Source organism: Pseudomonas sp. NPDC086566 (assembly GCF_050280885.1).
In the GTDB taxonomy this organism is placed as follows: domain Bacteria; phylum Pseudomonadota; class Gammaproteobacteria; order Pseudomonadales; family Pseudomonadaceae; genus Aquipseudomonas; species Aquipseudomonas vlassakiae.
Genome location: NZ_JBNNWD010000019.1, coordinates 1 through 24,080, shown reverse-complemented (window position 1 = coordinate 24,080; position 24,080 = coordinate 1). Strand labels below are relative to the sequence as shown.

Annotated in this window: 21 protein-coding genes and 1 pseudogene; 9 read left to right on the top strand and 13 right to left on the bottom strand. The window is 63.4% G+C overall.

What is annotated here, in order from left to right; all coding sequences use genetic code 11:
- Positions 1–93: 93 nt before the first annotated feature.
- Positions 94–594: pseudogene (locus ACQKPS_RS26555) on the top strand (ribonucleotide-diphosphate reductase subunit beta); the annotation flags it as partial.
- A 371-nt stretch (positions 595–965) separates the two neighbouring features.
- Here ACQKPS_RS26555 and ACQKPS_RS26550 read toward each other — a convergent pair.
- From ACQKPS_RS26550 to ACQKPS_RS26520, 7 genes are all read right to left on the bottom strand, one after another.
- Positions 966–1,205: a type II toxin-antitoxin system RelB/DinJ family antitoxin gene (locus ACQKPS_RS26550; RefSeq protein WP_103449480.1), complete on the bottom strand. Its 240-nt coding sequence runs from the start codon at positions 1,203–1,205 to the stop codon at positions 966–968.
- A gap of 618 nt (positions 1,206–1,823) precedes the next feature.
- Positions 1,824–2,621 carry an IclR family transcriptional regulator gene (locus ACQKPS_RS26545; RefSeq protein WP_427606233.1) on the bottom strand — a complete coding sequence of 266 codons (798 nt, stop codon included), beginning with the start codon at positions 2,619–2,621 and terminating at the stop codon, positions 1,824–1,826.
- 60 nt (positions 2,622–2,681) lie between these two features.
- Complete coding sequence (locus tag ACQKPS_RS26540; RefSeq protein WP_427606231.1) at positions 2,682–3,992, bottom strand: MFS transporter; 1,311 nt, start codon at positions 3,990–3,992, stop codon at positions 2,682–2,684.
- Positions 3,993–4,049: 57 nt separating this feature from the next.
- Positions 4,050–5,198, bottom strand: coding sequence for a galactonate dehydratase (gene dgoD, locus ACQKPS_RS26535; protein WP_283723618.1), 1,149 nt, complete (start codon positions 5,196–5,198; stop codon positions 4,050–4,052).
- A 40-nt stretch (positions 5,199–5,238) separates the two neighbouring features.
- Positions 5,239–5,859, bottom strand: coding sequence for a 2-dehydro-3-deoxy-6-phosphogalactonate aldolase (locus ACQKPS_RS26530; protein ID WP_427606229.1), 621 nt, complete (start codon positions 5,857–5,859; stop codon positions 5,239–5,241).
- An 18-nt stretch (positions 5,860–5,877) separates the two neighbouring features.
- Positions 5,878–6,846 carry a 2-dehydro-3-deoxygalactonokinase gene (locus ACQKPS_RS26525; RefSeq protein ID WP_427606227.1) on the bottom strand — a complete coding sequence of 323 codons (969 nt, stop codon included), beginning with the start codon at positions 6,844–6,846 and terminating at the stop codon, positions 5,878–5,880.
- Positions 6,847–7,073: 227 nt separating this feature from the next.
- The gene (locus ACQKPS_RS26520) at positions 7,074–9,455 is read right to left on the bottom strand and encodes a glucose/quinate/shikimate family membrane-bound PQQ-dependent dehydrogenase (RefSeq protein WP_427606226.1); all 2,382 of its coding nucleotides are present in this window, start codon (positions 9,453–9,455) and stop codon (positions 7,074–7,076) included.
- A gap of 313 nt (positions 9,456–9,768) precedes the next feature.
- Between ACQKPS_RS26520 and ACQKPS_RS26515 the strand changes: the two genes are divergently transcribed.
- From ACQKPS_RS26515 to ACQKPS_RS26480, 8 genes are all read left to right on the top strand, one after another.
- A complete protein-coding gene (locus ACQKPS_RS26515; protein WP_427606224.1) occupies positions 9,769–11,013 on the top strand; it encodes an OprD family porin in 1,245 nt (414 codons plus the stop codon).
- A 212-nt stretch (positions 11,014–11,225) separates the two neighbouring features.
- A complete protein-coding gene (locus tag ACQKPS_RS26510; protein WP_283723614.1) occupies positions 11,226–12,032 on the top strand; it encodes an NAD-dependent epimerase/dehydratase family protein in 807 nt (268 codons plus the stop codon).
- A gap of 25 nt (positions 12,033–12,057) precedes the next feature.
- Entirely contained in the window at positions 12,058–12,933 is an 876-nt protein-coding gene (locus tag ACQKPS_RS26505) for a glucurono-1,5-lactonase (RefSeq protein ID WP_254481123.1), read from the top strand.
- 74 nt (positions 12,934–13,007) lie between these two features.
- On the top strand, positions 13,008–13,979 hold the full coding sequence (locus tag ACQKPS_RS26500; protein WP_254481124.1) for a TRAP transporter substrate-binding protein: 972 nt from the start codon (positions 13,008–13,010) through the stop codon (positions 13,977–13,979).
- 67 nt (positions 13,980–14,046) lie between these two features.
- A complete protein-coding gene (locus ACQKPS_RS26495) occupies positions 14,047–14,574 on the top strand; it encodes a TRAP transporter small permease (RefSeq protein ID WP_254481125.1) in 528 nt (175 codons plus the stop codon).
- Positions 14,575–15,855 carry a TRAP transporter large permease gene (locus tag ACQKPS_RS26490; RefSeq protein WP_254481126.1) on the top strand — a complete coding sequence of 427 codons (1,281 nt, stop codon included), beginning with the start codon at positions 14,575–14,577 and terminating at the stop codon, positions 15,853–15,855. It begins immediately after the preceding gene.
- A 167-nt stretch (positions 15,856–16,022) separates the two neighbouring features.
- Positions 16,023–16,943 carry an EamA family transporter gene (locus ACQKPS_RS26485; protein WP_427606220.1) on the top strand — a complete coding sequence of 307 codons (921 nt, stop codon included), beginning with the start codon at positions 16,023–16,025 and terminating at the stop codon, positions 16,941–16,943.
- The gene (locus ACQKPS_RS26480) at positions 16,943–17,812 is read left to right on the top strand and encodes an aldose 1-epimerase (protein WP_427606218.1); all 870 of its coding nucleotides are present in this window, start codon (positions 16,943–16,945) and stop codon (positions 17,810–17,812) included. The genes ACQKPS_RS26485 and ACQKPS_RS26480 overlap by 1 nt, the downstream gene beginning before the upstream one ends.
- 44 nt (positions 17,813–17,856) lie before the next feature.
- Here ACQKPS_RS26480 and ACQKPS_RS26475 read toward each other — a convergent pair whose 3' ends face one another.
- From ACQKPS_RS26475 to ACQKPS_RS26450, 6 genes are all read right to left on the bottom strand, one after another.
- Positions 17,857–19,152, bottom strand: a complete 1,296-nt coding sequence (locus ACQKPS_RS26475) for an MFS transporter (RefSeq protein WP_427606216.1) — start codon at positions 19,150–19,152, stop codon at positions 17,857–17,859.
- A gap of 195 nt (positions 19,153–19,347) precedes the next feature.
- Positions 19,348–20,244 carry a LysR family transcriptional regulator gene (locus tag ACQKPS_RS26470; RefSeq protein ID WP_254481130.1) on the bottom strand — a complete coding sequence of 299 codons (897 nt, stop codon included), beginning with the start codon at positions 20,242–20,244 and terminating at the stop codon, positions 19,348–19,350.
- A 42-nt stretch (positions 20,245–20,286) separates the two neighbouring features.
- Positions 20,287–22,299, bottom strand: a complete 2,013-nt coding sequence (locus ACQKPS_RS26465; RefSeq protein ID WP_254481131.1) for a pyridoxamine 5'-phosphate oxidase family protein — start codon at positions 22,297–22,299, stop codon at positions 20,287–20,289.
- A 28-nt stretch (positions 22,300–22,327) separates the two neighbouring features.
- A complete protein-coding gene (locus ACQKPS_RS26460) occupies positions 22,328–22,951 on the bottom strand; it encodes a glutathione S-transferase (RefSeq protein WP_283723607.1) in 624 nt (207 codons plus the stop codon).
- 124 nt (positions 22,952–23,075) lie between these two features.
- Positions 23,076–23,630 carry a UPF0149 family protein gene (locus ACQKPS_RS26455; RefSeq protein WP_427606213.1) on the bottom strand — a complete coding sequence of 185 codons (555 nt, stop codon included), beginning with the start codon at positions 23,628–23,630 and terminating at the stop codon, positions 23,076–23,078.
- A gap of 192 nt (positions 23,631–23,822) precedes the next feature.
- A partial coding sequence (locus ACQKPS_RS26450) for a thiamine pyrophosphate-dependent enzyme (protein WP_427606211.1) occupies positions 23,823–24,080 on the bottom strand: 258 nt, incomplete at its 5' end.

The window sequence follows — 24,080 nt, the reverse complement described above, 5'->3', positions numbered from 1 at the left end:
CGCCTTCCTCAACGGCGAGGCGCCGGCCACCGTCAACCCGAGCCTGTGGCGCATCGCCCAGCTCAACAGCATTGCCGGTCTGTTCAAGGTCACCGCAACCTGATCGCCTACTACTGCGTGCTGGAAGGCATCTTCTTCTACTGCGGCTTCACCCAGATCCTGTCGATGGGCCGCCGCAACAAGATGACCGGCGTCGCCGAGCAGTTCCAGTACATCCTGCGTGACGAGTCGATGCACCTGAACTTCGGTATCGACGTGATCAACCAGATCAAGATCGAGAACCCGCACCTGTGGGACGCGGCGATGAAGGAAGAAGCGACCCAGATGATCCTGCAAGGGACCCAGCTGGAGATCGAATACGCCCGTGACACCATGCCACGCGGCGTGCTGGGCATGAACGCAGCGATGATGGAGGACTACCTCAAGTTCATCGCCAACCGTCGCCTGACCCAGATTGGCCTGAAGGAAGAGTACCCGGGGACTACCAACCCGTTCCCATGGATGAGCGAGATCATGGACTTGAAGAAGGAGAAGAACTTCTTCGAGACTCGCGTGATCGAGTATCAGACCGGTGGTGCACTGAGCTGGGACTGATCGTCCGGGTTGAGTATCGAGAAGGCTGCCGAATGGCAGCCTTTTTATTGCCTGCGAAATCAGAGCAGGAAGTGTCCTACAAACTGCGGCATTGCCATGGAGAAGCGGATACGCCGCGACTGGGGCGGATGTGCTGGCCTGGAGGGCGGACGGCGACGTTGTTGTATTGGCAGAGTGAGCCTTGGGTGAGGATGCGGGATATGCCGGTGGTGATGGAGGCTGAAGGTGATGAGATGGCGCCGATGGTGAAGCGCCGGATGAACTGGCGGGAGTGTGCTCAGCGGGCACTCAGACTACACGGGATCTAGCTGGGCTGCGCCGATTTTGTAGGCTTCTTCCATTCTTTCAACGCACGTGAATCGAAGTCGAGACTATAGGTCATCCAGTTGGACCCTCACGCGCTGCGGGGAGGCGAGTCGCTCTCTCACAATCGCGATCAGGTCTTCGTCTTCCTCAGTCATCAGCACGGGTCGAAAAGGTAGCTTGCCTCGTTCGGCCACGTATTGCAGTGCCTGGCGCATGAGCTCGGACGGGGTTACGCCCAGCCGCTCCAGTTCCTGATAGGCGCGAGCTTTGAGCTCGTCATCGACGCGGATATTGATGGACGCCATGGGATGGCCCTTTTGGTAAAGACATTCGTCATTACAATGCGCTTATCTTTGCCATTGCGCAACTGCTGTCCGTCTTTCAGAAATCCAGGAATGACGGGACTGCATGGCACCGGCTCCGCCGGTGTCCGCGGGGCAAGCCCGCTCCAACAGGGATCGCGCGCCGTTTTTTAGAACTGAGCAAGACAGAATCTCCCACACTGCTCGGCGCTATGCCGAGGTTGTACATGGCTAAAGCAGACAACGAAAAAAGGCGCCATCGGCGCCTTCATCGTATTAGTGAAACAGATCCGGACACCACTTCGGCTCTCGCCTCGGCCCGCCTTGCGCGAGCACCCTCTGGGGCTGGGGAACGCTCGATCTCATCCGGTCAGTCGTTCCGCAGTTGCATGGCGAAAAACAAGAGACCTCGCCCACGCCGACAGGAGGGGTACGGCACACTCGGTTGCCATGTGCCGGGACTGGACATGCCAGTCTACGTGGTCGAGGGCGAGGCCGCTTAGAAGTATAGAAACGCTTCTCACGCAATGCCAGCCAGGCTGGCTCGACCCTCCGTGACCGACCGGCTCTACCTGATCGCCTGGCACCGGCTTTGCCGGTGTTCGCGGGGCAAGCCCGCTCCTACAAGCGTTGCTTTAGACCGAGCTCGGCGGACAGCCTAGCCGTCACATCCTTCATGACCGGCACCAGCTCGCGCATCTTCTCTTCCGGCATGTACGGCACCGTACTCGCCACGCTGATCCCCGCCACGATCCGGCGGCCGGCATCGCGCACCGGCGCCGCCACGCAGCGGATCGACGGTTCGTTGTCCTCCAGGTCGAAGGCATACCCGCCCGCCGCATACTCGACCATGCGCTGCTCGAACTGCGCCCAGGTCAGCTCGGTGTGGTGCGGCCAGAAGGCGCTCTTGCCACCCACCGGCAGGCTGGTTTCATACAGGCGCTGCCATTCCGTCGGGCTGTCGTCGAGCATCAGCGCCTTGCCAATACCGGTGCGGGCCAGCGGCATGCGGTGACCGACCCGCGAGCGCATTTCCGGGCCGTTGCGCCCCGGGGTCTTGTGCAGGTACAGCACCTCGTCGCCTTCGCGGATCGCCAGGTGGATGGTATCGCCGGTCAGCGCCGACAGCTCGTCCAGATAAGGACCGGCCAGGGTCACCAGCGGCAGCTCTTCGCGGGCCTGGAAACCCAGTTCGATCAGCTTGGGACCGAGCAGATAACCAACCTGAGGCACCACCCGCAGGTAGCGTTCGTCCACCAGGCAGCTGACCAGCCGGTGGGTGGTGCTGCGGGTGGTGCCGATGTGCCGGGCGATGTCCTTGAGGTCGCGCGCACCAGCGGCCACGGCCTGCACCACGGCCAGGCCGCGCAGCAGGGTCTGGGTGCCGGTGGGGGCGGTTTTTGTTGGGTCTTCCTGCATGTGCTGCCTTTATCGATGAGCGAGTGGGCGGGCGACATTATGTTCGCCCGCAGGGCGTGCCTACAACTCGATGCGTTCGACCTTGCCCACCAGCAGGATGTACGACAGCGCACCGGCCAGGGCCAGGGCGGCGATGTAGGTGATCGCCGGGGCGAACGAGTCGCCACTGGCGAGGAAGCCGATCACGATCGGGGTGACGATCGCCGACAGGTTGCCGATGAAATTGAACACCCCGCCAGTCAGCCCGAGCAGGCGCGCCGGGGCGAGGGTCGAGACCAGCGACCAGGTGATCGAGGCCAGGCCGTTGCCGAAGAACGCCAGGGCCAGGAAGGCGATCACCAGGGGAGTCGAGTCGACGAAGTTGGCGCCGATGATCGCGGTGGAGATCAGCAGGCCGCTGATGATCGGCAGCTTGCGGGCAAAGCCTACGCTGGCCCCTCGGCGGATCAGCCAATCGGAGAAAAAGCCCGAGCACAGCACGCCGACGAAGGCCGCGAGAAACGGCAGCGACGCCAGCATGCCGGACTTGATGAAGTCCATCCCGCGGTATTTCACCAGGTAGGTGGGGAACCAGGTGAGGAAGAACCACAGGGTCGAGTTCAGGCAGAACTGGCCGAGGTAGATGCCCCACAGCTTGCGCTTGGTCAGTACGATGCCAAGGTCCGCCCAGCTGAACCTGGCCTTCACTTTGGCCTGCTCGGACTGGATGTCCACCAGCCCGCCGCCCCCGCGGATCAGTTCGATTTCGGCCTCGTTGGCGCCCTTGAAATCACGCGGTTCGCGATACACCGCGTACCAGATCACACCCCACAGGATGCCGACCGCACCAGTGACGACGAACACCATGTGCCAGCCGAACTCATGCTGCAGCCAGGCCAGCACCGGGGTCAGGAAGGCCAGGCCGACGAACTGCCCGGAGGTGTAGAAGCCGATGGCGGTAGCGCGCTCGCGCTCGGGGAACCAGGTAGTGACCACGCGGCTGTTGATCGGGTAGGCCGGTGCCTCCAGTGCGCCGACCGCCATGCGCAGCACGAACAGCGCGATGAAGCTGGCGGCGAAGCCGAGCATCACCGTGGCCAGCGACCACAGCACCAGCGCCACGGTATAGAGGATGCGCGGCGGCACCCGGTCGACCAGCCAGCCACCGGGAATCTGCATGGCGGCGTAGGTCCAGCCGAACGCCGAGAACACCAGGCCGACATGGATCGGGTCGATGCCCAGCTCGCTGGTCAGGGCGGGCGCGGCAATCGACAGGTTGCTGCGGTCCAGGTAGTTGATCACCACGGTGACGAACAGCAGCACCATGATGAAAAAGCGCTTGCGGCTGGGCGCCACCAAGCTGGCCTGCCCGGTGAGGGTGTGCGGGAGCATGAGAAGTGCCTCTTGTTATGGTTATTGAGGTCGTTTCAACGCGTTACCGAAGCGCTATCACCACTCGGCGAAGCTGCCGTCGGCGTGGCGCCATACCGGGTTGCGCCAGCGGTGGCCGACGGCGGCGCGCTCGATGACGTATTCCTCGTTGATCTCGATGCCCAGGCCCGGGCCGTCGGGGATCTTCACCATGCCTTGCTCGTAGTCGAACACGCCGGGGTCGCGCACGTAGTCGAGCAGGTCGTTGCTTTCGTTGTAATGGATACCCAGGCTCTGCTCCTGGATGAAGGCGTTGTAGCAGGCGGCGTCGAGTTGCAGGCAGGCTGCCAGGGCAATCGGGCCCAGCGGGCAATGCAGCGCCAGCGCGACATCGTAGGCCTCGGCCATGTTGGCGATCTTGCGGGTTTCGGTGATGCCACCCGCGTGGGAGGCGTCGGGCTGGATGATGTCGACATAGCCTTCGCTGAGCACGCGCTTGAAATCCCAGCGCGAAAACAGCCGTTCGCCAAGGGCGATGGGTGTGCTGGTCAGCGGCGCCAGCTCCTTGAGCGCTTCGTAGTTCTCGCTGAGCACCGGCTCTTCGATGAACATCAGCTTGTACGGGTCGAGTTCCTTCATCAGCACCTTGGCCATGGGCTTGTGCACCCGGCCATGGAAGTCGACGCCGATGCCGACGTTCGGGCCCACCGCATCGCGCACGGCGGCGACGTTGGCCAGGGCCTGGTCGACCTTGTCGAACGTGTCGAGGAACTGCAGCTCTTCAGTGCCGTTCATCTTCACCGCTGTGAAACCGCGGGCCACGGCCTCTTTCGCTGCACGCGCCGTGTCGGCCGGGCGGTCGCCACCGATCCACGAGTACACACGGATCTTGTCGCGCACCTGGCCACCGAGCAGGTCGCTGACCGACACGCCCAGCGCCTTGCCCTTGATGTCCCACAGGGCCTGGTCGATGCCGGCCAGGGCGCTCATGTGGATGGCGCCGCCGCGGTAGAAGCCGCCGCGGTAGAGCACGGTCCAGATGTCTTCGATGTTGCGTGGGTCCTTGCCGATCAGGTAGTCGGAAAGCTCTTCGACGGCAGCGGCCACCGTGTGGGCGCGGCCTTCGACCACCGGTTCACCCCAGCCGGTCACGCCCTGGTCGGTCTCGACCTTGAGGAAGCACCAGCGCGGCGGAACGATGAAGGTGGTCAGTCTGGTAATTTTCATCTGCTTGTCTCTCTTGTTGGAATGCAGCGCAGCAAGTGGATCAGTGCAGGGCTTGCCAGGCGATCACGAAAGCCTTGGCAGAGGCCGCGACCTGCTCAGGCGTCATGCCCGGCTTGTACAGGCCGGAGCCCAGGCCGAAGCCCCTGGCGCCAGCGTCGAAGAATTGCTGCAGGTTGCCGGGGGTGATGCCGCCGACCGGCGCCAGCACGGTGCCGGCGGGCAATACGGCCAGCCAGGCCTTCACCACGGCCGGGCCCATCTGCTCGGCCGGGAACAGCTTGAGCACGTCGGCACCCTCGGCCAGGGCAGCGAACGCTTCGGTCGGCGTGGCGACACCCGGCGCCAGGTACAGCCCCGACGCCTTGGCCGCACGCAGCACCTGCGGATCGCTGTGCGGCATGACGATCAATTGCCCGCCCGCCTCTTTCACCTGGGTCACCTGCGCCGGTGTCAGTACGGTGCCTGCGCCGATCAGGCAATCGGCGGGCAGGCAACTGCGCAGGATGCGGATGCTGTCGAAAGGTTCGGGGGAATTGAGCGGCACTTCGATGACGCGAAAGCCGGCGCCGTAGAGGACTTCGCCAATGGCGGCGGCTTCATGCGGTTGCAAACCGCGCAGGATCGCAATCAGGCCATTCTGTGCCAGTGCTTGTTCGAGCATGTCGAGCTCCCTTGAGGATCAGTGGATGAGGCCGGCGGCCAGCGCCAGCTGCCACAAGCCGCGCTCGGTGGCCTGTTCGGCAACGCCCACGTGGCTGAAGCCGCACGCCTGCAGGGCGCGGCCATACCGCATGCAAAGCGGGCCGTTGCCGATCAGCAGGATTGCCGGCAGGTGCACACTGTTGCGTCGCTGACGCTGCACCTTGGCCAGGGCCGAAAGCTCATGGCCGATCAGCAGGCCGGAAAGGTAATCGGCCTGGGCGCTGGCACTCAGTTCACCGGTCAGGCCCAGGCTGCGGGCGCTGAACACGGTGGACAGCGGGCCGATCTCGCCGTCACTGGAGAGCGCAACCTGCACGCCGTGGTCGAAAGCCGCTGCGTCGAATGCTGCGCCGCGCTGCTGCGTACGGCCGAGGATGCTGTGCTCGCTGAGCACGGCGAATACTTCGCCGGTCATGAAGGTGTCGAACTGGACGATGCAGCCCTCGGCAACCTGCACCCACTTCGAATGGCTGCCGGGCAGGCCGATCAGCAGGTCATCGGTGGTCACGCTGGGCAGTGCGCCAAGCACCTGGGTTTCTTCGCCACGCATGACGTTGGGCAGGCGCGAACGCTGGATCACGCCGGGGACGATGTGCACGTCGACGCTTCGCAGGCTGCGTACCGTTTGCAGGGAGGCGCCGAGGCTGGCGACGTTGGCCGGGGTGTCGCGGTAGGCCGCTTCGCGCCAGCCCTGGGCACTGCCGACCATGCCGCAGGCGATGACCGGCAGGCCGGGCTCGGCGTCGAGCCAGTCGCCACAGGCCTCATCGAATGCCAGTTCGAAACCGTCGCTGCAGAGTTGGCCGTTGATCAGGCGTGGGGCTTTGGGCAGTTGCATGATGCCGCTGGGAAGCCCGCGCGTCTCCAGCACCTGGCCGTTGGCGGCAAGTTTGTAAGCACGAAGGGAGGTGGTTCCCCAGTCGAGCGCGATCAATTGCGCCTGCATCGCTTCACCTGTTCTGTTCTTGGCAGTGAGTGAGGGCGACTATAAACCTGGAGGGCCGAAAACTCCAATATGTAAAATGCAATCCCATATATAGGGATTTTTTTGATTCAAAATTATTTGAGACCATTCGCGGGCACGCCCGCTCCCACAGGGATCTGCTTTGCCATCAAGGGCGATGCAGTATCTGTGGGAGCGGGCGTGCCCGCGAATCGACCTGAAAAAGGCATTTACTCCGGCAAGGCAAACGCCATCACATAATCCCCTTGCCTGGTCCCGAGCGAGCCATGCCCGCCGGCCATCACCAGCACATACTGGCGCCCATCCTTGCCGGTGTAGGTCATCGGCGTGGTCTGCGCCCCTGCCGGCAACCGCCCTTCCCAGAGCACCTTGCCGTCACGCACGTCGTAGGCACGCAGGTACTGGTCGAGGGTGCCGCTGAGGAACGCCAGGCCGCTGGCGGTGGTGAAGGCGCCACCCAGGCTCGGTACGCCCATGGTCAGCGGGATCGGCACTGGCGAACTGTCACGCACAGTGCCGTTCTTGTGCTTCCAGATCACCTTGTGCGTGGTCAGGTCCACGGCCGCCACGTAGCCCCAGGACGGTGCCTGGCACGGCAGGCCCATCGGCGACAGGAAAGCGCTCATGATCACGCCATACGGTGCGCCCTTGTTCGGCTGGATGCCTTCGGTCTCGCTCTTGCGCGCCGGCTGCCCGGCGATCTTGGACGCTGGCACCAGCTGTGACTTGAACGCCATGTAGCTGGGGTTGACGAAGGCGATCTGGCGCACCGGGTCGACCGAGATGCCACCCCAGTCGAACACGCCGAAGTTGCCCGGATACACCAGCGAGCCCTGCAGCGACGGCGGGGTGTAGATGCCGTCATAGCGCAGCGAACGGAAGTCGATGCGGCAGAGCATCTGGTCGAACGGCGTCACGCCCCACATGTCGCGCTCGTGCAGGGTCGGCGGCATGAAGTTGAGTTCGGACATCGGCTGGGTCGGCGAGGTATGGTCGCCTTCCACCGCGCCTTGCGGGACCGGCGTTTCGTGAATCGGCACCAGCGGCTGGCCATTGCTGCGGTCGAGCACGTAGATGCTGCCCTGCTTGGTCGAGGCCATGACCGCAGGCTTCACACCTTCGGCGGTCTTGATGTCGATCAGGCTCGGCTGGCCGCCGACGTCCATGTCCCACAGGTCGTGGTGGGTGAACTGGTAGTTCCAGCGCACCTTGCCGGTGGCGATGTCCAGGGCCACCAGGCCGGCACTGAACTTCTCAGCTTCAGGCGTGCGATTGCCACCCCACTGGTCAGGCATCTGGTTGCCCATGGGCAGGTACAGCAGGCCAAGCTTTTCGTCGGCGCTGATCACCGACCATACGTTCGGCGAGTTGCGGGTGTAGAACTCGCCGTCAGCGATTGGCGTGGTGGCGTCGGGCTTGCCGCTGTCCCAGTTCCATACCAGCTTGCCGGTAATCGCGTCATAGGCGCGCACCACACCGGACGGCTCGTCGATGGAGACGTTGTCGGTGACATGGCCGCCGAGCACCAGCAGGCCACCGGCCACGGTGGGTGGCGAGGTGGAGTAGTAGCCACCGGGGGCGAAGGTGCCGATGTTGCGGGTCAGATCGATCTGGCCCTTGTCGCCAAAGCCTTCGCACTGCTTGCCGGTGTCGGCATCCAGGGCGATCAGACGGGTGTCGGCGGTAGGCACGTAGACGCGCTTGGCACAGGCTTGCCCGTCAACCGGGCTGGCCTGCGACTTGGCGGTGTCGTAGTAGGCCACGCCGCGGCAGGTCATGTGCGCCCAGCCCTTGAAGTTGGCGGCGTTCTGGGTGCTGAGCTTGGGATCGAAGCGCCAGATTTCCTTGCCGCTGTCCGGGTCCAGGGCGATCACCTGACTGTGCGGGGTACACACATAGAGCTTGCCGTTGACCTTGAGCGGGGTGTTTTCCGCCGTTGTCTCGCCCGGGTCGTTGGGGCCAGGGATGTCGCCGGTGCGGTAGGTCCAGGCCAGCTTGAGCTTGCCGACGTTCTCCGGGGTGATTTGCTTGAGTGGCGAATAGCGGTCGCCAAACTCAGTGCGGCCATAGGCTTGCCAGTCCCCCTCAGGCATTTGCGGTGCGGCACTGGTGGTGCCTGCGGTTTCCCGGTCGAGGCGGCCGACGAGGGTATTGGGGTTGGTGAACTGGCTGGCCAAGGCCATCAGCCCGGCCACTACCACTGCCAGGCCCAGCACGCCATTGCCCAGCAGGTAGGGCTGACCAAGGGTCAGCGGCCTGCGCAGCCAAGGCAACAGCAAGACCAGGCCAAGGACGAACCACAGCGCCAGGCGTGGTACCAGTTGCCACCAGTCCAGGCCTACCTCCATCACTGACCACAGCGTGCTCAGCAGCAACACGATGCCATAGACGCTCAGCGCCTCGCGCCGTACGGCCAGCAGCAAGCCAGCGGTGATCAGCAAGCCGATGCCGGCCAACAGGTAGTACAGGGAGCCGCCGAGGCCCATCAGCTTGACGCCGCCGGCCACCAGGGCCAGGCCCATCAGCAGAAAGAGCACGCCTAGCAGCCTGGGCAGCAAGGGTGAGGGTTGTGAAGCACGGGTTGTGCTCATGGGTGAATTCTCCGTTTCCATTGGACTGAATCGATTAGCCCTTCAGCAGCGAAGAATAGTATTACGAAATGATTCTGCGACTAACCGTCGCAGCAAAGTGACTCCGTTGCCGCTAATGCAACAATATTTGCCCACGTCATAGTACGACCATAGCTTTTTATGGACCTTGATCTAGACCGCTCGCTGGCGAACTTTCACTTGACTGCCCAAATTTATTGCGATTTCCGACGTTGACAGTGCATTTCACGCTTTGATAAAAACGCCGCAGTTGTACGACAACGCATAACAAAAACAACATCAGCGGACACATCTCATGTCGAAAATCTGCCAGACATCCCTTCCCTTTGCGCTACTCGGCGCCAGCCTGTTCGGCGGCATGCCGGGCCTCAGCCTCGCCCAGGGCTTCGTCGAAGACAGCAAGGCCGTGCTGGGCCTGCGCAACTTCTACATCAACCGCAATTTCACCAACCCCGGCAACCCACAGAGCAAAGCTGAAGAATGGACCCAGAGCTTCATTCTCGACGCCCGTTCCGGCTTCACCGAGGGGCCGGTGGGGTTTGGCGCGGATGTGCTGGGGCTGTGGTCGCTGAAGCTCGATGGCGGTGGCGGCACCTACGGCACGGCGCTGCTGCCACGTCATGACGATGGCAAGCCGGCAGATGATTACGGGCGCCTGGCAGTAGCGGGCAAGGCACGTATCTCCAAGACCGAACTGAAGATCGGCGAGTGGATGCCGGTGCTGCCGATCTTGCGCTCTGACGATGGTCGCTCACTGCCGCAGACCTTCCGCGGCGGCCAGCTAACCTCCAGCGAAATTGCCGGGCTGACCCTGTATGGCGGCCAGTTCCGCGGCAACAGCCCGCGCAACGATGCGAGCATGGAAGACATGAGCTACGGCGGCGGCGTGTCGGACCGCTTCAACTTTGTCGGCGGCGAATACAGGTTCAACCAGGACCGCACCCTGGTCGGCCTGTGGAACGCGGTGCTCAAGGACGTCTACGCGCAGCAGTACCTGCAACTGAGCCACAGCCAGCCGCTGGGCGACTGGACGCTCGGCGCCAATCTGGGCTTCTTCCGCGGTGACGAGGACGGCTCGGAACGTGCCGGCAAGCTGGACAACAAAACCTATTCGGGCATGTTCTCGGCCAGATACGGCGGCAACACCTTCTGGATCGGGCTGCAGAAAGTCGATGGCGATACCTGGATGCGGGTCAATGGCACCAGCGGCGGGACCTTGGCCAACGACAGCTACAACGCCAGCTTCGACAATGCCGAAGAGCGCTCGTGGCAGGTGCGCCATGACTTCAACTTCGTGACGCTCGGGGTGCCGGGGCTGACCTTGATGAACCGCTATATCAGTGGCCGCGACGTGCGCACCGGGTCGGTGACCGATGGCAAGGAATGGGTGCGCGAGTCGGAACTGGCGTATGTGATCCAGAGCGGGCCGTTCAAGGATTTGAGTGTGAAATGGCGCAACTCGAGCATTCGTCGGGATTACAGCAACAACGAGTTCGATGAGAACCGACTTATTTTCAACTATCCCCTGTCGTTGTTGTGATCGCATGGCACGGGCTTCGCCCGTGTTCGCGGCTAAAGCCGCTCCTACAGAGACCGCGCGACACCTGAAGTTCAACGCTATTCCTGCAGGAGCGGCTTTAGCCGCGATGAGGCCTCAAAAGCCCACGCAAACATGATTGACAACCTCGGGAAGCGCTGCCGATAATCAGCCTAGTCATACGACAACTTACAACAATCACAAGTAGAGCCGCCATGACCACCACCCCCTTCAAACGCCTGCTGCTCACCGGAGCCGCAGGCGGCCTGGGCAAGGTGCTTCGCCAACGCCTGAACGGCTTCGCCGAAGTCCTGCGCCTTTCCGATATCGCGCCGATGGCCCCCGCCTCTGGCCCCCATGAAGAAGTCGTCCCTTGCGACCTGGCCGACAAGGCTGCGGTCCATGCCCTGGTCGAAGGCGTCGACGCGATCGTCCACTTCGGGGGCGTGTCCACCGAGCATTCCTTCGAAGAAATCCTCGGCCCCAATATCTGCGGCGTATTCCACATCTACGAAGCCGCTCGCAAGCACGGGGTCAAACGCATCATCTTCGCCAGCTCCAACCATGTGATCGGCTTTTATCGCCAGGACCAGACGATAGATGCCCATGCCCTGCGCCGCCCCGACAGCTACTACGGCCTGTCCAAGTGCTACGGCGAGGATATCGCCAGCTTCTACTTCGACCGCTACGGCATCGAGACCGTCAGCATCCGCATCGGCTCCTCGTTCGACGCGCCACAGAACCTGCGCATGCTCAGTACCTGGCTGAGCTACGACGACCTCACCCAGCTGATCGAGCGCGGCCTGTTCACCGCCGATGTCGGCCACACCGTGGTCTACGGCGCCTCAGACAACCGCACCGTGTGGTGGGACAACCGCCATGCTGCGCACCTGGGCTACCAACCCAAGGACACCTCCGAAGTGTTCCGCGCCGCAGTTGAGGCCAAACCGGCGCCTTCTGCCGACGACCCGAGCATGGTCTACCAGGGTGGCGCCTTCGTCGCTGCCGGCCCATTCAGCTGACCCCGCCCTGCCAGGAGGCTCCAGCATGCACTGCGAACTGATCGTCGACGCCCGCAATGGCACCGGTGAAAGCCCGGTGTGGCACCCCAGCGAACAGGCCCTGTACTGGGTCGATATCCCGGCCCGCCAGTTGCACCGCTGGCAGGACGGCGCCCATCAGGTCTGGCAGGGTGACGAGATGCTCGCCTGCATCGCCCGCACCGAGCGGGGTTGGGTCGCAGGCATGGAAAGCGGCATCTTCCAGCTGCAGGCCCAGGCCGACGGCCGCCTCGACAGCCGCCGGGTCGCCGCAGTCGAACACCCGCAACACGGCATGCGCTTCAACGATGGCCGCTGCGACCGCCAGGGCCGGTTCTGGGCCGGCAGCATGTTGATGGACATGCAGCAGGGCGCCCATGTCGGCGCGCTGTACCGGCTCGATGGCGAGGGCCGGTTGCACCAGCAGCTCAAGGACATGATCGTGCCCAATGGCCTGGCCTTCAGCCCGGACGGCTCGCGCATGTACCTGTCCGACTCGCACCCCAACGTGCAGAAGATCTGGACATTCGATTACGACACCGACAGCGGCACGCCACACAACCAGCGGCTGTTCGTCGACATGCGCGCCTTCCCTGGCCGCCCCGACGGCGCCGCCATTGACGCCGACGGCTGCTACTGGATCTGCGGCAACGACGCCGGGCAGATCCACCGCTTCACCCCCGACGGGCGCCTCGACCGCTCGCTCAGCCTGCCGGTAAAGAAACCGGCGATGTGCGCCTTTGGCGGGGCCAACCTCGACACCTTGTTCGTCACCTCGATCCGCCCTGCAGGCAGCGACCTCAGCGACCAGCCCCTGGCCGGTGGCGTGTTTGCCCTGCGCCCCGGCGTCCAAGGCCTGGAGGAACCTGCCTGGCGCGGCTGAACGCGGCCTTTGCAACACCGCAGTACCCAACACTCACGCGCGAAACCAGATAATAAAAACCACGGAGTTTCACCATGACCTTCAAACGCAAGCTGCTTCTTGCCGTACTCCCGTTCGCGTTCAGCCTGTCACTGCCGGCCTCGGCACTCGACATCAAGTTCGCCGAGATCCACCCGGCCGGTTACCCGACCGTGGTCGCCGAACAGAACATGGGCAAGAAGCTCGAACAGGCCAGCAATGGCGAAATCACCTTCAAGATGTTCGCCGGCGGCGTGCTGGGTTCGGAAAAGGAAGTGATCGAGCAGGCGCAGATCGGTGCGGTGCAGATGACCCGCGTCAGCCTCGGCATCGTCGGCCCGGTGGTACCGGATGTGAACGTGTTCAACATGCCGTTCGTGTTCCGTGACCATGAGCACATGCGCAAGATCATCGACGGTGACATCGGCCAGGAGATCCTCGACAAGATCACCAATTCCGAATTCAACCTGGTGGCCCTGGCCTGGATGGACGGCGGCACACGCAGCCTCTACACCAAGAAGCCGGTGCGCAGCCTCGAAGACCTCAAGGGCATGAAAATCCGCGTGCAGGGCAACCCGCTGTTTATCGACATGATGAACGCCATGGGCGGCAACGGCATCGCCATGGACACCGGTGAAATCTTCAGCGCGCTGCAGACCGGGGTGATCGACGGTGCCGAGAACAACCCGCCAACCCTGCTCGAACACAACCACTACCAGAGCGCCAAGTACTTCACCCTGACCAACCACCTGATCCTGCCGGAGCCGGTGGTGATGTCCAAGACCACCTGGAACAAGCTCACGCCTGAGCAGCAGGTGCTGGTGAAGAAGGTTGCCCGTGAAGCGCAGATGGAAGAGCGCGCACTTTGGGACGCCAAGTCCGCCGCCAGCGAGGAGAAGCTCAAGGCCGCCGGTGTCGAGTTCATCGCCGTCGACACCAAGCCGTTCTACGACGCCACCGCCCCGGTGCGCGAGAAGTACGGTGCGCAATATGCCGACCTGATGAAGCGTATCGACGCGGTCCAGTAACCCCGGCCCCTTTCCAAGATGACCTCGGCAGTGCGACGCCCGTCGCCCTGCCGCTCTGGTGATGCCTATGAAAATGCTTTTCCTGAGCGTCAACGACACGCTGTACCGCGCCTGCATCTGGGTCGCCGGGCTGTCGATCCTGACCATGTCGCTGATCATCCCCTGGGGCATCTTTGCCCGCTACGTGCTGGGTACCGGTTCCAGCTGGCCGGAGCCGGTGTCGATCCTGCTGATGGTGCTGTTCACCTTCATCGGCGCCGCCGCCAGCTACCGCGCTGGCGCACACATGGCAGTGGCGATGATCACCGACCGCCTGCCGGAGCCGCTGCGTCGGCTGGTGGCAGTGTTCACTCAACTGTTGATGGTGGGGGTCTGCGTGTTCATGACCTGGTACGGCTACAAGCTGTGCGTCACCACCTGGAACCAGTACATGGCCTCGCTGCCCAGCGTGCGGGTGGGCATGAGCTACGCGCCGATCCCGGTCGGCGGCGTGCTGACGCTGATCTTCGTGCTGGAGAAACTTCTGCTGGGCGACCAGAGCCAGCGCAAGGTGGTGCGCTTCGACCTGGTTGAAGAAAACGAGGGGGCGGCGTAAATGGATGCGTTCATTCTGTTGGGCAGTTTCATTGCGCTGATCCTGCTGGGCATGCCGGTGGCCTACGCCCTGGGCCTGTCGGCACTGATCGGCGCCTGGTACATCGACATCCCGCTGCAGGCGATGATGATCCAGGTCGCCAGTGGGGTTAACAAGTTCTCGCTGCTGGCCATCCCGTTCTTCGTGCTGGCCGGTGCGATCATGGCCGAGGGCGGCATGTCACGGCGCCTGGTAGCGTTCGCCGGGGTGCTGGTTGGCTTCGTGCGCGGGGGACTTTCGCTGGTGAATATCACCGCGTCGACCTTCTTTGGTGCCATCTCCGGCTCGTCGGTGGCGGATACCGCCTCGGTGGGCTCGGTGCTGATCCCGGAAATGGAGCGCAAGGGCTACCCGCGTGAATTCTCCACCGCCGTGACCGTGAGCGGCTCGGTGCAGGCGCTGCTGACCCCGCCGAGCCACAACTCGGTGCTGTACTCGCTGGCCGCTGGGGGAACGGTGTCGATCGCTTCGCTGTTCATGGCCGGGGTGATGCCCGGGCTGCTGCTGAGCGCAGTGATGATGGGCCTGTGCCTGATCTTCGCAAAGAAGCGCAACTACCCCAAGGGCGAGGTGATCCCGCTGCGCCAGGCGCTGAAGATTGCCGGTGAAGCCCTGTGGGGCCTGATGGCCATGGTGATCATCCTTGGCGGCATCCTGTCGGGCGTGTTCACCGCGACCGAGTCGGCTGCGGTGGCCGTGGTGTGGTCGTTCTTCGTGACCATGTTCATTTATCGCGACTACAAGTGGCGTGACCTGCCCAAGCTGATGCACCGCACCGTGCGGACCATCTCGATCGTGATGATCCTGATCGGCTTCGCCGCCAGCTTCGGCTACGTGATGACCCTGATGCAGATCCCGTCGAAGATCACCACGGCGTTCCTGACCCTGTCGGATAACCGCTACGTGATCCTGATGTGCATCAACTTCATGCTCCTGCTGCTGGGCACGGTGATGGACATGGCACCGCTGATCCTGATCCTCACGCCGATCCTGCTGCCGGTGATTACCGGTATCGGTGTGGACCCGGTGCACTTCGGCATGATCATGCTGGTCAACCTGGGGATCGGGCTGATCACCCCGCCGGTAGGGGCGGTGCTGTTCGTCGGGTCGGCGATTGGCAAGGTCAGCATCGAGGCCACGGTGAAGGCATTGCTGCCGTTTTACCTGGCGTTGTTCCTGGTGCTGATGGCGGTGACCTACATTCCGGCCATCTCGCTGTGGCTGCCGAGCGTCGTGCTTTAACTGCAATCGGGTTACCTGTAGGAGCGGCCTTGTGTCGCGAAAGGGCTGCAAAGCAGCCCCTCGATTTCAGCCGTGTTGCTGAACCCCTGGGGCCGCTCTGCGGCCCTTTCGCGACACGAGGCCGCTCCTACAGGGCCCCAGGTTCTCAATGCAAACGGATCCTGCACATGGCTGTCTCCTCTTCTGCTGCAACCCTTTTCCCGCGCAAACTGGCCATCGCCCTGCTGGCCCTGCTGGCCTGTTCGTTCGCCGGTAACCACATCGCCGCGCGCATCGCCTTCGACGACGACACCGGCGTGCTGCTGGCTATTCTCTGCCGCTCGGGCATCACCTTCCTGGTGCTGGCCAGCCTGGTGCTGTGGCAGCGCCAGCCGCTGGGCCTGCCCGCTGGCACACGGCGCTGGCAGCTGCTGCTGGGCCTGCTGATCGCCACCCAGAGCCTGTGCCTTTACTCCGCCGTGGCACGCATCCCGGTGGCCCTGGCCTTGTTGGTGGGCAACACCTTTCCCATGCTGCTGGCCCTGCTCACCTGGGCCTTGGGCGGCGCCCGCCTGACCGGGCGCACCGTGCTGTTCATGGGCCTGATCCTCTGTGGCCTGGTGCTGGCGCTGGACGTGCCGAGCCATCTGGGCCGCAGCCACGACGCCAACCCACACTGGGCCACCGGGGTGGGCCTGGCGTTCTGCGCCGCCTGTGTGTTCGCCTGTGCCCTGTGGATCACCGACCACAAGCTGGCCGCCGTACGCGGCCCGGTGCGCAGCCTGCTGACCTTGCTGATCGTGTTCACCAGCATGCTGGCCGCGGGTATCAGCGGCGTGATGCCTGCCGGCTTGTCGTTGCCGGGTAGCTCCACCGGCTGGATGGCGCTGGCCAGCCTGGTGGTGCTGTATGGCGTGGCCTTCACCTTGCTGTTCATCTGTGTGCCGAAGCTGAACATGGCGCAGAACGCACCGGTGATGAACGTAGAGCCCATCGCCACCCTGCTGTTGGGCTGGGCGTTGCTCGGCCAGCAACTCAGTGGCTTGCAATTGATTGGCGGTGCCGTAGTGGTGTGCGGCATCGTCCTGCTGACCTACCGGAGGCCCTGATGCGCATCCCCCTGCTGCACCTGCAAGACCCGCTTACCCGCCTGAGCATCGCACCTGAGCTAGGCGCCAGCCTGGTCAACTGGCAGGCCAGCGCCACCGGCCAGGCGTTGCTGCGCCCTGCCGACGCGGCCGCCCTGGCCAGCGGCAGCCCGCGGCGCCTGGGCTGCTACCCATTGGTCCCGTGGTCCAACCGTATCGCCGAGGGCGGCTTCCAGCGTCCCGATGGCTGGCTGGCGCTGGCACCGAACACCGGGCACGATCCCTACCCGATCCACGGCAGTGCCTGGCAGCAGCCCTGGCAGGTGGAGCAGCACAGCGAGCACCACGCCCGCCTGAGCCTCGACAGCACGCTACCGTTCGCCTACCGGGCGACACTGGATGTGCACCTGCATGAGGGCTGCCTTGCCATCGACCTGCAGGCAACGCATCTGGATTCGGCGGCTAGCTGGTATGGCCTCGGGCTGCATCCTTACTTTCCACGCCATCCTGATACGCGATTGCAGGCGCAGGCACGCACCGTTTGGCTGGCGGAGCACGGAGCGTTGCCGTCACGGCAAGCCGAAGTACCTGATCATTGGAACTTCGCCCGCCCACGGACACTGCCGGCCACGGTGGTGGACCATGCCTTCAGCGAATGGCCCGGCCACTGCGTGATCGAGCAGCCGGGCGCGGGGTATCGGCTGGCATGCAGCGCCAGCGGCGCAGAACATTTTCTGTTGTTCTGCCCGCACGAGCAGCCATTTTTCTGTTTCGAGCCCGTGAGCCACCCGATCAATGCGCATCACTTGCCAGGTCGACCAGGATTGAGACTGTTGCAGCAGGGAGAATCGATCAGTCTGGGATTCAGGATGCACTATCAGCCAACGTGACTGGCTGGAAGTGGGGCTGCTTTGCAGCCCCATGGCTTCAAGCCTTACGCCAGTGCCTCGGTCGAGGTTGCCAAGGGCTGTGGCGAAGCAGCCCCATTCACCTCGCGTGCGACCTTCCATACCAGCACTGCCGCCACGATATCGAATGCGGCAAGCACCACGAACAGTGGACTGTAGCCAATCTGCGTAACCAACATGCCGAACACCAGGGTAAACAGTGCCGCGCCCAGGTAACCACACATCCCGCCCATACCGGTCGCCGTCGCCACCTGGTCCTTGCTGAACGAATCCGAAGTGATCGAGTACAACGCTCCCGACAAGGTCTGGTGGGCAAAGCCGCCAATGCACAGCAGCAGGATTGCGGTGTACGGGCTTTCGACCAGACCGATACAGGCCGGCCCGATCATGCAGCTGGCGCCGAATACCAGCACCATCTTGCGCGAGGTGAACAGCGACACCTTGAAGTAGCGATGGAACATTGGGCTCAGGTAGCCACCGAGCACACAGCCGATGTCGGCAGCGAGGAACGGCAGCCAGGCAAACATCGCCACTTCCTTGATGTTCATGTGCCGCTCGGTCATCAGGTACAGCGGGATCCAGGCGTTGAAGGTCTGCCAGGCTGGCTCGGAGAGAATACGTGCCGAGGCGATCGCATAGAAGTTGCGGGTCTTGAAGATGCGCTTCCACGCGCCCTTCTCACGCTGCTCGGCTTTGAAGTGGGCTTCCTGGCCGCTGAGGATGTAGTCACGCTCAGCGTCGCTCAGGCGCTGCTGATCACGCGGGTGCTTGTACAGCAGCATCCACAGCAAGGTCCACAGCACACCGGACGCGCCAACGATGACGAATGCCAGCTGCCAGCCACTGTGCAAAATCGCCCACACCACCAGCGGTGGTGCCAGCAATGCGCCCAACGACGAGCCGATGTTGAACCAGCCGATGGCGACCGAGCGTTCCTTGGCAGGGAACCATTCGGTGGTGGCCTTGACCCCGGCCGGCAAGCCGGCCGCCTCGGTCATGCCCAGCAACCCGCGCATGAACGCCATGCTCTGCCAACCGCTGGCCAGGGCGGCCCCCGCACAGGCCAGCGACCAGGCCAGGGCGAAGACGGCAAAGCCCAGTTTGGTGCCGATGAAATCGATGAGCCAGCCAGCGATCGGTTGCATGAGTGCGTAACACATCTGCCAGGTCGCGACGATCTTGGCGTATTGCTCGGTGGTGATGGACAGGTCGGTCATCAGGGTGGGCGCTGCCACCGAGAGGGTGTTGCGGGCGAGATAGTTGACGACGAGCCCGGCCGTGACAAGGCTGACCATCCACCAACGGATGCCTTTGATCTTCATGGTTCACCTGAATCTTGTTTTTAGAGTGACGGGTGATCTGCCTCATGCGCCGGGAGGGCGAAATGAGACAAATTGTTTCAGGTGAAGAGTGCCATGTCATAGGTCGTCGTACAACAATAATTATTATTGCCGCGTAAAATGCACAAGTCTGCAGCAGGCCGGTGTTAATCCGGCCTTGTTGTACGATCTCAATACTCAGTCCAAGTGTCGGGCCCGCAAATCCTGCGCCAGCATGTCGATGAACGAACGTACCTTGGCCGAGCCGTACTTGCTCTCCCGATGCAAGATGTGGATCGGCCAAGGGGCCTCCTCGTAATCGGCAAGAATGACCTTCAGCTTGCCGCTGGCCAGTTCATCGACCACCTGATACGACAACAGCCGGGCGACACCCAGTCCGTCCACCGCCGCAGCGATCGCACCATCGTTACTGGTGACGGTCAGCCTGGGTTTCATGCGGACCAGGGTCGGTTCGTCGGCCAGGCCGAAGCGCCAGCCGGCGCGCGGCGATAGGGTGGTAGTGGCGATCACTGCATGCTCCAGCAAGTCCGACGGGTGCTGCGGCTCGCCCCGGCGGGCAAGGTAGTCGGGCGATGCACACAGCATCCGCCGCACCCGGCCCACGCGCAGCGCCTTGAGGCCGGAGTCAGGCAGCGGCCCGATACGCACGGCCACGTCCATGCCCTCCTCGACCATGTTCACCACGCGGTCGAGGAAGTACGCCGACACATCGACTTCGGGGTATTGCTGCAGGTAGCGCACGATGCAAGGCATGACGAACTTCTTGCCGAACAGGATCGGCGCGGTGATCGCCAGTTCACCCTTGGGCGTGGCATTGATCCCGGCCGCAGCTTCGTTGGCTTCATGGATGCTGGCGAGAATGTGCCGGGTGTCTTCCAGATAACGGCCGCCCGCCTCGGTCAGCCGCACACTGCGGGTGGTGCGCAACAGCAGCTTGACCCCGATCTGCTCTTCGAGGGCGCTGACGGCACGGGTGACGGCGGCGGGCGAGATGTCCAGGCGGCGGGCGGCAGCGGCGAAGCTTTCCAGCTCGCCGACCGCAACGAACACCTTCATCAGGTGGATCTGGTCCATGCGCGCTCCTGGACGTCGGGGGTGCGGGCATTATCGGCTGCCTTAAAGTTCAAGCACCAGTGCCTGCGCTGGTACTGCACAACAGATCAGCGCCGTGCCGTCCTCCGGCATCTCGGCAGGGGGATTCGGGTAATGTACCTGTCCGCTCACCACCTTGGTCTTGCACGTCCCGCACGACCCACCCCGGCAACTGAACTCCGGCGACAGCCCGCGCGCCTCGGCCAGCTCCAGCAAGGTCCCAGCCCCCGGTGCCCAACGTGCCTCCTTGGCCGAACTGGCAAAGTACACGGGTACCGGCTCGCTGGCAGCCGGTGGCTGCTGCAGCGTGGGCCGCTGGTCGTCGCCATGCCGCCGCAGTGTCGATGGCCCGAAGGCTTCGGCATGAATGCGCGCATCAGGCACATGCACGCCGCGCAATCTCTCATACACGTCCTGGGTGAAGCTGGCCGGACCACACAGGTAGAAGTCGTAATCATCCAGTGCCAGCGCGGCCTTCACCTGTTCGATGCCCAGGCGCCCGACGTGCTCGAAGTCACGCCCTTGTACGGCTTCGGCCTCAGGCTGGCTCAACGAACGATGCACGCTCAAGCCAGGGCCGGCTCGCTGACGCAATTCGGCCAGTTCCTGCTGGAACGGCAGGTCACTCAGGCTACGGGCCCCATGGAACAGATGGATGCGGCGCGCCTGGCCGTTCGCCAACAACTCGCGCAGCATGGCGATCAACGGCGTGATGCCCACGCCCGCACCGATCAGCACGACAGGCCTGTCGCTGACGCTGTCCAGGGTGAAGCTGCCCATGGGCAGGCGGACTTCCAGGCTATCCCCTGCCCTGACACGCTCATGCAGAAAGCGCGACGCCGGGCCCTGCGCCTTTACGCTGATCCGCAGGTAGCCATCGGACGGCGCGCAGGACAGGCTGTAGGTGCGAATCAGCGGCGCATCGCCCACCAGCGGGATACGCACGGGAATATGTTGACCGGGCGAGAACGTCACCGGCTCATCCGCGGCTAGATAGAACGAGCGTATGTCGCGACTCTCCTGCTCCACCCGCGCCACCCGCCAGCTCAGCCACTGGCGCTGCCTTTCACGCTGCTGAAGCCGCTGCTGCGCCTCGGCCCAGGTGCCAGTCATCAAGCTGGTTGGCGCGTACTCCTCAAAGACCCAGCGCAAACTCACCGCCGCCCGGCGCAGGACCACCTGCTCGATGTCCAGGGTCCATAACCGCTCGGCGCCTTCGAATACCGTGATCAGCGGGCTGTCGAGTATCACCTCGGTGCGCCCGGTCACTTGCAGCACATCACCACTGCTGAAGTCGACGAACAACAGCCCGGCCACCGGGTTTTCCAGCAGGTTGCCAAGGGTGTTGAAATGCAGGTTGCCGGCATAGTCCGGAATGGTCAGGCGGTTGCCTTCGACCTTGATGAAACCTGAGCGGCCGCCACGGTGCGAGACGTCCACCGAACGGTGCCCGTCGGCGTGGTCGATGTAACTGGCGACGAAGAACGTATCAGCGTTTGCGATCATCTGGGCGGTCGTTGCGTCCAGCCCCTGCGCATCGATCCGCCCTTGTGCCGGTTCATCGACCCGGGTGTATTCGCGCAGCTGGATGTACTGCGGGCAATTGCCGAAAGACTGCTCGACCCGCACCTGCAGCGCACCGCTCGCACCCTGAGCGATCAGCCCGTTGATGCGATTGCGCCGGCGCGTATGCAATTCGATACCGAGCAGGCCGATGGCCCCGCCAGCTGCCAGCCCGGACGCCGCCGGGTCGTCGCTGGCCGGGTGGCAGTTGATCAGCAATTGCCGTGGGTCAGGCGAGCTGACGAAGCCTGCCGGGCCTTCGAGCAGCGTCGCCCAAGGCTTGCCGCCCTGGTCTACAGCACCGGCAACGATAAAGGGCAGTTGCTGGTAGAACGCGCGGTGCTGGTCGGGCATGTAGTCGCGGATGACCTTCTGCCCGAACACTTCCATGCGCTCCGAAACACCGACCTGTTCTTGCAGGCGCTTCTCGCCGGCATGCCAGGGCGAAGTGCGATGGCTGGGGAGTTGCTGCATGGCGGCAGTCCTCGTATGGAGTAGCGGTTCAGATACTGGTCTGCAAGCCAATGGCCGTGCGCGGCATGGCGACGAAGCCAGGCAATGCTTCTATCCGGGCCAGCCAGGCACGCACGTTGGGATAGGGTTCCAGCGAGACATTGCCCTCCGGGGCGTGGGCAATGTAGGAATAGTTGGCGACATCGGCGATGGTCGGCTCGCTGCCGGCGAGGAACGCCGACTTGGCCAGCTCGGCGTCCATCACCTTGAGCAAGGTGTGTGCGCGCGCGATGACTTCGTCGGTGTTGAACGATGCGCCGAACACGGTCACCAGGCGGGCGGCTGCAGGGCCGAAGGCCAACGGCCCGGCTGCAACCGACAGCCAGCGTTGCACGCGTGCCGCTTTGACCGGGTCATGGGGCAACCACTTGCCCGCCTTGTCGTAGGTGCTGGCCAGATACACGAGAATGGCATTGGAATCGGCGATCACGGTGCCGTTGTCATCGATCACCGGTACCTGGCCAAAAGGGTTAAGGGCGAGAAACGCCGGCTGCTTGTGTGCACCTTTGGCTAGGTCGACGAAAACAAGTTCGGTAGGCAGCCCGAGCAGCGACAGCATCAGCTCGATGCGGTGGGCGTGGCCGGACTTGGGGAAGTTGTAGAGTTTGATCATGGGCTGGGCTCCAGGGTCGGCATCGGGGTGATGCCAGATGGAGCCCATCCTGCACTCATCCGGCGGGCAGCAGAATCAGCGCAAGGAGCAAACCATAATTTCGCTTAGCGAAACAATAAGCCGATCAGCGCCGCGACTGCTTCTGATAGCGATACAGGCCCCGCGCTGCCTCGACCACGTGCGGCACGCAAGCCTGCAACTCCTCGAAACTCATGGCATCGAGCACTTCGAAGTTGTCTTCCAGCCCATGCAGCGAAATGGCCTTGAGCAACTGATCCTGCTCGGGCGGCAGTTCCCCCCACCCCGCCACCTGTGTGCCGCGCATGTAACCGAAGCACCACTCCTCCATGATGATCGCTGGCCCCTCCTCGGCCTCGCTCTCTTCGAACAATGGCTCGAAGCCTTCGAGGTCCTGCGCCAGCTGCTCGGCAATCTGGTAGGCATAGCGCAGCATCAAGGCGGTGTAGGCCTCTTCATGGGCGGGTTTCTTGAACTTTGGCACCTTGCCGCCAGCGACGGTGGGCAGCCATTGTTCTGGCAGCACATCGACCGGCGAGCTGGCCAGGGCGGTGAAAAAGCCATTGAGCTCGGCCAGGTTGAGCACCGAATAGTCATTGCCATAGGTGATCAACAAGTCTTCGAGGCGGGCGAGTTCTTTCTCGCTGAGGGCAGGGAGCATGTGCGGATATCCTAGGGTGAAGATTTGCCTGCACCCTAGCACATGGGGGATCGGGTCTGCAGAAAGCAATCGCGGCGGTTCGACGCCCCGCTGAACCCGCGGCCAAAGGTTGCACAACTTTGGCAAGCTGTGCGGTCCCAGTGGCAGCGGGTTCAGCGGGGCGCCGAACCGCCGCGAACAGGCGCTTAAGCCTTAAACCGCCAGCGCACGCTCACGCAGCTCGCTGTTGAGGATGCGGTCGTTCTCGCTGTAGTCGACCGGGCAGTCGATTACGTGCACGCCAGGGGTCTTGATGCAGTGCTCGAGCAGTGGCAGCAAGGCTTCGGCGCTTTCGACGCGGTGACCATTGGCACCGTAGGCTTCGGCGTATTTGACGAAGTCCGGGTTGCCGTAGTCCAGGCCGAAATCGGTGAAGCCCATGTTGGCCTGCTTCCAGCGGATCATGCCGTA